Raw genomic sequence first — 11,660 nt, 5'->3', positions numbered from 1 at the left:
CGTGCGGCCGGAAACGCGCGGTCCCCGGGAACTGCGGTTCAACCAGTGGTGAAGATGGCCTCTCGGGCCAGCTCGAGGGCGGACCCGAGGCCACCCGCGAGGACGGGGTTGTCAGGGACGGTGCTGAGGACGACGTCGGGATGCGCCATGGCCAGGTCGCGGAGCTGCGCCTGGATGCGACCACGAAGCGCCTCGCCGCCGGCCGCCGCGGTTCCGCCGGAGAGGACGACCATGGCGGGGTCGATCACGGCGATGATGGAGGCCAGCCCACCTGCGAAGCGGGTGGCCAGCTCGTCGAGGAACTCGCCGCCCCGGGTGGGTCCGCCCTCGACGTCCGCCTTGACGGCGGCTGCCACCACGGCGGCAGCCGTCTTGCCCGCAAGCCCGAAGCGACGGGCCAGCGGGACGATCTGGGCGGGTCCGGCGTACCGCTGGAAGCCGCCGCTGTTCTCACGGCGAACGCGACGGACGAGGTCCTCGCCGCTGCCCTGCATGAAGCCGATCTCGCCGGCGCCACCGGTCGCACCGCGGTAGAGCTGGCCGCCCAGCATGAGCGCCCCACCGAGTCCCTCGTCGGCCCAGAAGAGGAAGAAGTCCTCGCAGCCGGCTGCGGCGCCCGCCCGGTGCTCGGCCGTGGCGGCAAGGTTGACGTCGTTCTCGACGCGGATGTCCGTGCCGATCGCCTCGGCCAGGCTGGTCAGGATGCCCGGCTGGTGCCATCCGGTGAGGTGCTTGGCATAGCGCAGCTGCTCGGTGGCTGGGTCGATGGAACCTGGTGCGCCGATCACGACTGCGTCGAGATCACGCACGGTGAGGCCGGTCTGACCGAGGGCTCCCTCCAGGCAGGCCAGCACGTTGGCCTGTGGGTGGTGCGTGCCGCGGGGTGTGGCCAGCACGTGCCGACCGATGATGGCCCCGGTGAGGTCGGCGATCGCCGCCTCGATCCGGGACGGCGTCACATCCAGGGCGGCTGCGTAGCCGGCCGTCGGGTTCACTTGGTAGAGGACGGACTTGCGACCCAGTCCTCCCTCCGAGGGGCCGATCGACTCGACCAGCCCGGCCCGTTCCAGACGGTCCAGCAGCTGCGACGCGGTCGGCTTCGAGAGTCCGGTGAGCCGCCCGATCTGGCTGCGGGACAAGCTGCCGTGCGCCAGCAGGAGGTCGAGGGCGGCTCGGTCGTTGAGCGCCCGCAGGAGGCTCGGAGTGGCCGGGCGTGGGCTGCGCGAGCCCACGCGACCCAGGGCCGAACCTTCGAGCGACACGTCGACCTCACATTAGTTAGGAAGGTTTACTTCTTTTCGTGATGGTAGATCTCACGGACGAGAGATGTCAACGGTCTGCCGCGACCCGAAAGCGGGCGACGCCCGGGGTGTGGGACATTGGCGCGGTGGATGAACTCGCGGCTCCTCCCACCCCCGTCTTCTTCCTGGCGGGAGGGACGGGCATCTCAGCAGAGACGCTCGGCAACATGATGTTGCAGCAGTTCCCCTCGGTGTCCTTCACCCGGCGCAAGATCCCGTTCATCACCACCGTCGAGCAGGCACAGCAGGTGGTTGAGGAGCTCGATGCCGCGGTCACCGACTCGGTGATGCCTCTGGTGTTCTCCACGGTCTCCGCCGAGGACATCCGGGAGGAGCTGCAGAAGACGGACTGCGCCTTCATCGACTTGTTCGGCTCCCACCTCGACACCGTCGAGCGGGTGCTGCACGTCAACGCCACCCACGGTGTCGGCGCACTGCACGGCGTCGGCGACAAGGGTCGCTACGACGCCCGGATGAAGGCGATCGAGTTCGCCATGGAGCACGACGACGGTGCGAGCCTGCGCAACCTCGAGCAGGCGGACCTGATCCTCGTGGCGCCGTCACGATGCGGCAAGACGCCGACCTCGATGTACCTCGCCCTCCAGCACGGCCTCAAGGTGGCGAACTACCCGCTCGTCGATGAGGACTTCGACGCGGGCGGCATACCCCGCCCCATCCGTGGGCTGGTCGCCAAGTGCTACGGCCTGCTCTCCACGCCGGCCCGGCTCAGCCAGGTCAGGACGGAGCGTCGGCCCGCGTCGAAATATGCCAGTCTCGCCCAGTGCAGCTTCGAGCTGCGCAGGGCCGAGGCCCTCTACCGGGCCAACCGGATCCCCTCCATCAACTCGGCCTCCATGTCGGTGGAGGAGATGGCGGCCGTCATCATGCAGACCAGTCGCCTCGGCAACCTGGCCTAGCGGCACAATCACCCAGCAACACACTCGCGGCACCCGCCGCCTGTCGAAAGGATCGCCGTGACCGGCAACATCTCCTGGTTCAAGGAACTCGGGTTGGGCGACGTCGACTCGGTGGGCGGCAAGAACGCCTCGCTCGGCGAGATGGTCCAGCACCTGTCCAAGGCGGGCGTGCGCGTCCCCGACGGGTTCGCGACGACCGCGGACGCCTACCGCCGCTTCCTGGCGCACGAGGGCCTGGCCGACCGCATCAGTGCGACCCTCGCCGACCTCGACGTCGAGGACACCCGGTCGCTCGCCGAGGCCGGGGCCCAGATCCGCGACCTGGTCGAGGGTCAGCCCTTCCCCGCCGACCTCGACACGGACATCCGCGCGGCATACGACCAGCTGGTGGCTGACACCCCCGGAGAGGTGAGCTGGGCGGTGCGTTCCAGCGCCACCGCGGAGGACATGCCGGACGCGTCGTTCGCCGGGCAGCAGGAGACCTTCCTCAACGTCACCGGGATCGACAACATCCTGCTCGCCATCAAGAAGGTCTTCGCCTCGCTCTACAACGACCGCGCGATCGCCTACCGGGTGCACAGCAGCTACGACCACGACGTGGTCGCGTTGTCGGCCGGTGTGCAGCGGATGGTGCGGTCCGACATCGGGTCCTCCGGTGTGATGTTCACCATCGACACCGAGTCCGGCTTCCCCGACGCGGTGTTCATCACCAGCAGCTACGGGCTCGGCGAGGCCGTCGTGCAGGGTGCGGTCAACCCGGACGAGTTCTACGTCTACAAGCCCGCGCTGCGAGCGGGGCGGCCCGCGATCCTCAAGCGCGGCGTCGGCAGCAAGGCCACCAAGATGGTCTACACGCAGGACTCCGAGGTGGGTCGCTCGATCGACTTCGTGCCGGTCGACGAGGCCGACCGGGTGCTGCTCAGCCTGACCGACGACGAGGTCACCGAGCTGGCCGTGCACGCCCTCAAGATCGAGGAGCACTACGGCCGGCCGATGGACATCGAGTGGGGCAAGGACGGCGTCGACGGCCGGCTCTACATCCTGCAGGCGCGTCCCGAGACCGTGAAGTCGCGGCAGTCGGGTTCGACGCTGCAGCGGTTCCGGATGGACGAGCGCGGACCGGTCATCGTCGAGGGTCGCGCGATCGGCCAGAAGATCGGCGCGGGTGCGGTGCGGATCCTCACCTCGGCCGAGTCGATGCACGAGTTCAAGCCCGGCGAGATCCTCGTCGCCGACATGACCGACCCCGACTGGGAGCCCGTCATGAAGCGGGCCAGTGCGATCGTCACCAACCGCGGCGGCCGTACCTGCCACGCCGCGATCATCGCCCGCGAGCTCGGCATCCCTGCGGTCGTCGGCACCGGCTCGGCCACCACGACCCTGACCGACGGCCAGGAGGTGACGGTGTCCGCCGCCGAGGGTGACACGGGTCTGGTCTACGACGGCCTGCGCGCGTTCTCGGTCACCGAGACGGCGCTGGACGACATGCCCGACGTGGCCGTCAAGATCATGATGAACGTCGGCACGCCGGACCAGGCGTTCGAGTTCTCCCGCTTGCCGCACAAGGGAATCGGGCTGGCGCGGCTGGAGTTCATCATCAACCGCCAGATCGGCATCCACCCCAAGGCGCTGCTCGAGCTCGAGGACCAGGAGCCGGACGTCAAGGCTGAGATCGAGGGGCTCATCGCCGCCTACGACGGTCCGCGTGACTACTTCGTCAAGCGCGTCGCTGAGGGCGTCTCCATGCTCGCGGCCGCGTTCGCGCCGGAGCCGGTGATCGTGCGGATGAGCGACTTCAAGTCCAACGAGTATGCCGGGATGCTGGGTGGGGCGCGCTACGAGCCGCACGAGGAGAACCCGATGATCGGGTACCGGGGGGCGGCGCGCTACCTGTCCCCCGAGTTCGCCGACTGCTTCGCCATGGAGTGCGAGGCGTTGCGGTTGGTGCGCGACGAGATGGGCCTGACCAACGTCAAGGTGATGATCCCGTTCGTCCGCACCCTTGCCGAGGCCGAAGGCGTCATCGCCCTCCTGGGTGAGAACGGGCTGCGCCGCGGCGAGAACGACCTGCAGGTCGTGATGATGTGCGAGGTGCCGTCGAACGCGGTCAACGCCGACGCCTTCCTCGAGCACTTCGACGGTTTCTCCATCGGGTCCAACGACCTCACCCAGCTGACCCTCGGCCTGGACCGGGACTCGGCCCTGGTCGCCGCCGGCTTCGACGAGCGCGACCCTGCGGTGAAGAAGATGCTCACCATGGCGATCGAGGCCTGTCGGGCCAAGGGCAAGTACGTCGGGATCTGTGGCCAGGGCCCCTCGGACCACCCCGAGCTCGCCGACTGGTTGATGGACCAGGGCATCGAGTCGATGTCGCTGAACCCCGACACCGTCGTGGAGACCTGGCTCCGGCTGGCCCGCCGCGAGGCTCCCGCCGAGGCCTGAATCGGCCTGACGAAGCACAACGAGGGACGGCCGACGCGGTTGTCCCCCGTTCGGGCGATTCGGGAATGAATGCCCGGCCCGATAGGGTTGCAACCACTACGTGCGCACCGTCGTGCACCAAAGGTCGTCTGCTCCGCGCCCCAACTACTGGTTGGCGCCGTCAGCTCACAGGTTCGTGAGTGGTTCAGCATCTTCGGCCACTCCCTACTTCTGATGAGAGTTTCCTTTGTCTACGCACCACACCCCTGTGCCCTTTGCCGACCTCGGCATCGCGCCCCGCGTCGTCGCAGCCCTGCGTGAGCGCGGTATCGACGCCCCCTTCCCGATCCAGGCAGCGACCCTGCCGGACTCCCTTGCCGGCCGTGACGTCCTCGGGCGTGGCCGCACCGGCAGCGGCAAGACGGTGGCGTTCGCGCTGCCCATGGTCTCGGCCCTCGCCAAGTCCGGCCGACGTCGTGCACCGCACACGCCGCGCGCCCTCGTCCTGGTCCCGACCCGCGAGCTGGCCATCCAGGTCGCCGAGACCGTCACGCCCCTTGCCGCCGCCCTCGAGCTGCGCACCATGACCATCTTCGGTGGCGTGGGCCAGAACCCGCAGGTGGCTGCCCTGCGCCGCGGTATCGACATCGTCATCGCGACGCCCGGCCGGCTCGAGGACCTCATCGGTCAGGGTCACGTCCGCATGGGCGAGATCGAGGTGACCGTCCTCGACGAGGCCGACCACATGGCCGACCTGGGCTTCCTGCCGGCTGTGAAGCGCCTGCTCGACGCCACCCCGCGTGACGGCCAGCGGCTGCTCTTCTCGGCCACCCTCGACAACGCGATCGACCAACTGGTCAAGCGCTACCTGCACAACCCGGTCACCCACAGCGTCGACAGTGCGGCCTCGCCCGTGCCGGCGATGACGCACCACCTGTTCAACGTGTCGCGCGACAACAAGCCGGCCGTCGTGCGCGAACTCGTTGCAGGACAAGGCCGTACGCTCGCCTTCACCCGTACCAAGCACGCTGCCAAGAAGCTGGCCAAGCAGCTCACCGCGTCGGGCATCCCCGCGGTCGACCTGCACGGCAACCTGTCGCAGGCTGCCCGGCAGCGCAACCTCGCCGCATTCAGCGAGGGCTCGAGCCGCGTGCTCGTGGCCACCGACATCGCGGCCCGTGGCATCCACGTCGACGACGTCACCCTCGTCGTGCATGTGGACCCGCCGGCCGAGCACAAGGCCTACCTCCACCGCTCGGGCCGCACCGCCCGCGCCGGCGCCGAGGGTGTCGTCGTGACCGTGTCCACCCCCGAGGAGCGCGGCGACACCCGCACCCTGATGCGTCAGGCCGGCATCAAGCCGACCGCCGTGGACGTCACCCCCGGCCACCCCGCGATCGGTGACCTGACCGGCCCCACCGCCGCCCTGGTCACCCCTGCCCCCGTGGTCGTGCAGGCCAACAACGGCAACGGTGGTCGCTCGCAGCGCGGTCGGGGCGGCTCAGGCGCACCCCGTCAGCAGGGCGGCTCGGGTCGTCCGGCCGGGGGCGGCAGCCGCGGGCGTCGCGGCGGCTCGCAGTCCTCCAGCACCGAGTCCTACCGCAGCGAGACCCCGCGGTCGGGTTCCGGGTCGCAGGGCGGCCGTCCGTCCAGCGGCTCCGGCTCCTCGCAGCGCGGGTCGTCCGGTCGGCAGGGCTCCTCATCGCAGGGCTCGTCCCGCTCGGGCGGCGGCATCGCCGCCTTCTCGTCGGGTCGCCGCGGGCGCTGACCCTGGCCTGGTGGTCCACCAGAACTGAGGTCTACGGCATACGGTTCGGCTCCGGGTCGGAGCGGAAGCTTCCGGGTTTCCGGAAGTTTCGCTTCCATCAGGACTGAAGCGGTTGCAGCGTGACCCTGGGTCGCACGGAGTCCACCGGCACGCAATGGTGGACCCATGCACGACGACATCACCCTCACGGTCGGGCGCGTCACCCGAGTCCTGACCGAACGGATCTGGCCCGCCGTCCACGCGGTGTCGGTGCCGCTCACGGTCGAGGCACGCACCCTCCCGGGTGAGCCCGTGCCACCGTCCGAGGGCCTTGCCCTCGACTACGAGCCGTATGCCGTGGGGGCACCCTGGGGCGCCGCCTGGGGTACGACGTGGTTCCGGTTGACGGGCGAGGTGCCCGCCGAGTGGGTCGGTCGCCGGGTGGAGGCTGTCGTCGACCTCGGGTTCGACGTGGCCGAGCCGGGGTTCCAGTGCGAAGGCTTCGTCTACCGGGCTGACGGAACGCCGGTGAAGGCCGCGAACCCGCGCAACCACTGGGCGCTCGTGACACCTCGCGCGACTGGCGGCGAACCGGTCGAGCTCTACGTCGAGGCGGCCTCGAACCCGGTGGTGTTCGGGCCGATTCGCTTCAAACCGACCACCCAGGGCGACCTGCTCACCGCGTCGCCCGACCTGCTGTATGCCACCCGCCGGATCGACCTTGCAGTCTTCGACGAGGAGGTCCACGCTCTCGCCCTCGACCTCGACGTGTTGCTCGGGTTGCAGGCAGAGCTGCCGGCAGGGCAGCGGCGGATGCGGATCCTCCAGGCAATCGACGACGCACTCGACCGGCTCGACCTGGCCGACGTGTCGGGCACGGCCACCGCCGCCCGCGCGGCCCTGGCGGACGTCCTGGAACGGCCGGCCACGGCGTCCCACGTGATCTCGGCCGTGGGGCACGCCCACATCGACTCGGCCTGGTTGTGGCCGGTGCGCGAGACCGTTCGCAAGGTCGCGCGGACCGCGGCGTCGATGACCGAGCTCATCGACGAGAGCCAGGACTTCGTCTTCGGCATGTCGAGTGCCCAGCAGTACGCCTGGGTCAAGGAACACCGGCCGGAGGTCTGGACGAGGGTCGTCGAGGCAGTGCGGGCCGGGCGTTTCCTGCCGCTTGGCGGCATGTGGGTCGAGAGCGACACCGTGATGCCGTCGGGCGAGTCGATGGTGCGCCAGTTCCTCTACGGACAGCGGTTCTTCGCCGAAGAGCTCGGCGTGAGCTGTCACGGGGTGTGGCTCCCCGACAGCTTCGGGTACTCACCGGCGCTGCCGCAGCTGGTGAGTCGCGCGGGGTTCGACTGGTTCTTCACCCAGAAGATCTCGTGGAACCAGGTCAACACCTTCCCGCACCACACCTTCCTCTGGGAGGGCATCGACGGGTCGCGGGTGCTGACCCACTTCCCACCGATGGACACCTACAACTCCGAGCTGTCCGGCGCCGAGCTCGCCCTCGCCGAACGCCAGTTCCGTGACCACCGCATCGCCTCCGGCTCGATCGCTCCCGTCGGCTGGGGTGATGGCGGCGGCGGCACGACCCGCGAGATGACGGGGCGAGCCCAACGGCTCGCTGACCTCGAGGGCAGCCCCAGGGTGCGCTGGGAGCACCCGGACGCGTTCTACGCCCGGACCCGGGACGAGCTGATGGGACCCGACGGGCAACCGCGTCCCGGCACACCGGTCTGGGTCGGCGAGCTCTACCTCGAGCTGCACCGGGCCACGCTCACGTCGCAGCACCGCACCAAGGCAGGCAACCGTCGCTGCGAGCACCTCCTCGTCGAGGCGGAGCTGTGGGCTGCCACGGCCGCGGTGCGCACGGGCGCGGCATACCCGCATGAGGAATTAGACGCGCTCTGGAAGCAGGTGCTGCTCCAGCAGTTCCACGACATCCTGCCGGGCACCTCAATCGCCTGGGTCCACCGCGAGGCGGTGGAGCAGTACACCCGCGTGGAACGCGAAGCAGAAGCCCTCGTGGCGCGGTCGTTGGCCGCACTGTCAGGCGACGGTAGCGCGCGCCTCGCGGTCAACGGGGCGGGCTGCGCGAGCGGTGGGGTGCCGGCCGGTGCGGGGGTGCGGACCCCCGCGGCCGTTGATGACACCGCCGATGGGGTCACGCCGGTGACGGTCGCGCGGGAGGGCGACGACGTGGTGGTCGACAACGGGGTGCTGCGTGTCGTGCTGTCGGCCGAAGGACTCGTCACGTCTGCGGTCGACCTCGCCACGGGCCGTGACGCCATCCCGGCCGGGGCTGTAGCCGGGCTGCTGCAGCTGCATCCTGACCTGCCGAACGAGTGGGATGCCTGGGACGTCGACCGGTTCTACCGCAACACGGTCCGCGACCTGCGTGAGGTGACCAGCCTTGACGCGTTCGTCGACGAGAACGGTGTGGCGCAGGTCGTGGTGGAGCGGCCAGTCTCGGTGGATTCCACTGTGCGACAGGTCTTTTCGCTGTCACCAGGATCCCGGACGCTGCACATCGCACAGGCCACTGACTGGCACGAGGTCGAGAGGTTCCTCAAGGTGGCCTTCCCGCTCGACGTCCGGGCCGAGCACACGAGTGCCGAGACGCAGTTCGGTCACCAGCGGCGCGTCACCCACGTGAACACGAGCTGGGAGGCGGCCCGTTTCGAGACGTCGATGCACCGGTTCGTGCACGTCGAGGAGCCCGGTTTCGGGGTGGGGATCGTCAACGACTCGACCTACGGCTACGACGTGGCGCGCAACTGGACCGAGGACGGGGTGACCACGACGATCCGCCTGTCCCTGCTCCGGGCGCCGCGGTTCCCCGATCCCGACACCGACCACGGCGTGCACACCCACCGCTACGGGCTGGTCGTCGGGACGGACGTCGACGGTGCCGCCCAGGAGGGCGTGGTGCTCAACACCCCAGCTCGGGTGGTCATCGGAGATCACGGGTTCGACGCGCTGGTTCGGGTGGACGGTACCGGCGTGCACCTGTCCTGCGTCAAGCTGGCCGCCGACCGCTCCGGCGACCTGGTGGTCCGCGTCCACGAGGCGCTCGGCGGGAGGGCATCGGCCACCGTCCATGTCGACCTCCCTGTGGCGTCGGTCGGCGAGGTCACCCTCCTCGAGGAACCACTCGACGACGGGCCAAGGTCACCCGACCCCGCTGCAGTCGCAATGACGCTCGGACCGTTCGAGGTGCGGACCCTGCGGTTCGCACTCGCCGCGTCGTCGCCGACCTAGGCGCAGTCGCACGCCACTCGAGTTCACCTCGCGGCATACGCCCGCGGGAGTATGCCGCGTCGCCTCCTGCGGGGGGACGCCGCCAGTGCGTCCCGTTCCCTACGCTGGCAGGCATGCGTGAGCCCGACGACCTGACCTGGGGTCCCCCGTGGATGCGTGGTCGGGACCAGTGGGCCCACCAGGATGCGCCTCCGATCGCGCGCTACGTCCTGGCCTTCGTGGTCGCGCTCATCCAGCTCGGCGGCAGCGTCGGCGCCGCGCACGGACAACCGGACCGACGCTCGCTCGACGGCCTCGCCGTGGTCCTGCTGCTCGTCGCCCCGCTGGCGATCACGGTGCTGCGCCGCTTCCCTGTGCAGACCATGGCCGCCATCGCAGCGGCCACGACGGCCTACCTCGCTCGTGGCTACCCCTACGGACCGGTCTTCCTCGGGCTCGCCATCGGGCTGGTGGCCACCGTGGTCCGCGGTCACCGCCTGGTCGCCTGGCTGGGTGCTGCCGCAGTGCTTGCAGGTGACGCGCTCGGCCGGCTCGCGTTCGACACGGCGCGGTGGTCGTGGCAGGCGCAGGGTGGCTTGCTGGCCTGGACCCTCGTGGTGCTCGCGGCCGCCGAGGTCCTCCGGAGCTGGCGTGAACGAGCGGCCACGTTCCGCCAGGCGGCGCGCGAGACCCGGTTGCGGCAGGCAGGCGAGGAGCGGCTGCGTATCGCGCAGGAGCTGCACGACGTCGTGGCGCACCACATGTCGCTGATCAACGTGCAGGCCGGGGTCGCCCTGCACCTGGCCGACCGCAAGCCAGAGCAGGTCGAACCGGCGCTGCTCGCCATCCGCGATGCCAGCAAGGAAGCGCTCACCGAGCTGCGGTCGCTCATCGAGGTGCTCCGCCTCGACGGAGCGCCGGCGCCCCGCTCGCCCGTGGCCAACCTGGCCGGCCTCGACGACATCGTCGAGCGCAGCGGCCATGCGGGCCTCCAGGTCACCAAGACGGTGACTGGGCAGCCGCGGCCGCTTCCCGCGGCAGCCGAGCTCGCGGCCTACCGGATCGTGCAGGAGGCGATCACCAACATCGTCCGTCACGCGCACGCAACACGGGCTGCGGTGACCCTCGACTACGGTGACGACAGGCTGTCGGTCACCATCGAGGACAGCGGCAACGGAGGCGCGGGGTTGGCAAAGCTGGTGCAGGGCAATGGAATCAGTGGCATGCAGGAGCGCGCCCGCGCCCTCGGCGGGGAGCTGAGGGTGCTGGCCGCACCCGGCGGCGGGATCCGGGTCGAGGCCGACCTCCCCACGGGGAGCCCGCGATGATCCGCGTCGTCCTCGCCGACGACCAGGCCCTGCTCCGGGCCGGGATCCGCGCCCTGCTGGACGCGGAGGACGACATCGACGTGGTGGGTGAGGCGTCCAACGGCGCCGAGGCGGTCGCGCTGGTGCGCGAGACCGCGCCCGACGTCGTGCTGATGGACATCCGGATGCCCGGGACCGACGGGCTCGAAGCCACCAGGCAGATCGCGGCCGACGAGCGGCTGTCAGGTACGCGGGTGGTCATGCTGACGACGTTCGACCTCGACGAGTACGTGTTCGAGGCGGTTCGGATCGGCGCCAGCGGCTTCCTCGTCAAGGACACCGAACCCGCCGAGCTGCTGCGCGGAGTCCGCGCGGTCGCTGCGGGTGACGCCCTGCTCAGCCCGGGTGTCACGCGGCGGTTGATCGGCGAGTTCGCCACCCGCAGCCGGCCCAACGCGTCGCCGGCCGCCAACCGGCTCGGCGAGCTGACCGAGCGCGAGCGTGAGGTCGTCGCCCTCGTCGGCGAGGGCCTCAACAATGACGAGATCGCGGGGCGGCTGTTCCTCAGTCCCGCGACCGCCAAGACCCACGTCAGCAGGTCGATGGTCAAGCTCCACGTCCGCGACCGCGCCCAGCTCGTCGTGCTCGCCTACGAGTCGGGCCTGGTGCGGCCGGGCTGGTCGGAGTAGCACCACCCCTCCGCCTACGCCCGGGGGAGCAGGTCAGG

Annotated in this window: 7 protein-coding genes; 6 read left to right on the top strand and 1 reads right to left on the bottom strand. The window is 70.2% G+C overall.

Going from position 1 to position 11,660, the window contains the following annotated elements:
* Positions 1-38: 38 nt before the first annotated feature.
* Positions 39-1,262, bottom strand: coding sequence for an ROK family transcriptional regulator (locus tag EAH86_RS16110; RefSeq protein WP_206665851.1), 1,224 nt, complete (start codon positions 1,260-1,262; stop codon positions 39-41).
* Positions 1,263-1,387: 125 nt separating this feature from the next.
* Between EAH86_RS16110 and EAH86_RS16105 the strand changes: the two genes are divergently transcribed.
* The 6 genes from EAH86_RS16105 (at position 1,388) to EAH86_RS16080 (ending at position 11,622) form a co-directional block, all read left to right on the top strand.
* A complete protein-coding gene (locus EAH86_RS16105) occupies positions 1,388-2,218 on the top strand; it encodes a pyruvate, water dikinase regulatory protein (RefSeq protein ID WP_277752346.1) in 831 nt (276 codons plus the stop codon).
* A 57-nt stretch (positions 2,219-2,275) separates the two neighbouring features.
* Positions 2,276-4,660 (top strand): phosphoenolpyruvate synthase, encoded by a 2,385-nt coding sequence (ppsA, locus tag EAH86_RS16100; protein WP_140742552.1) that lies wholly within the window; start codon positions 2,276-2,278, stop codon positions 4,658-4,660.
* 247 nt (positions 4,661-4,907) lie between these two features.
* Entirely contained in the window at positions 4,908-6,407 is a 1,500-nt protein-coding gene (locus EAH86_RS16095) for a DEAD/DEAH box helicase (RefSeq protein ID WP_241668405.1), read from the top strand.
* Positions 6,408-6,572: 165 nt separating this feature from the next.
* Positions 6,573-9,647, top strand: coding sequence for an alpha-mannosidase (locus EAH86_RS16090; RefSeq protein ID WP_140742548.1), 3,075 nt, complete (start codon positions 6,573-6,575; stop codon positions 9,645-9,647).
* A gap of 113 nt (positions 9,648-9,760) precedes the next feature.
* Entirely contained in the window at positions 9,761-10,954 is a 1,194-nt protein-coding gene (locus EAH86_RS16085; protein WP_206665850.1) for a sensor histidine kinase, read from the top strand.
* Positions 10,951-11,622 carry a response regulator gene (locus tag EAH86_RS16080; protein ID WP_140742546.1) on the top strand — a complete coding sequence of 224 codons (672 nt, stop codon included), beginning with the start codon at positions 10,951-10,953 and terminating at the stop codon, positions 11,620-11,622. The genes EAH86_RS16085 and EAH86_RS16080 overlap by 4 nt, the downstream gene beginning before the upstream one ends.
* The last annotated feature ends 38 nt before the right edge of the window (positions 11,623-11,660 follow it).

Source organism: Pedococcus bigeumensis (assembly GCF_006438965.1).
In the GTDB taxonomy this organism is placed as follows: Bacteria; Actinomycetota; Actinomycetes; order Actinomycetales; family Dermatophilaceae; genus Pedococcus; species Pedococcus bigeumensis_A.
This window is presented reverse-complemented; position numbering and strand designations above follow the sequence as displayed.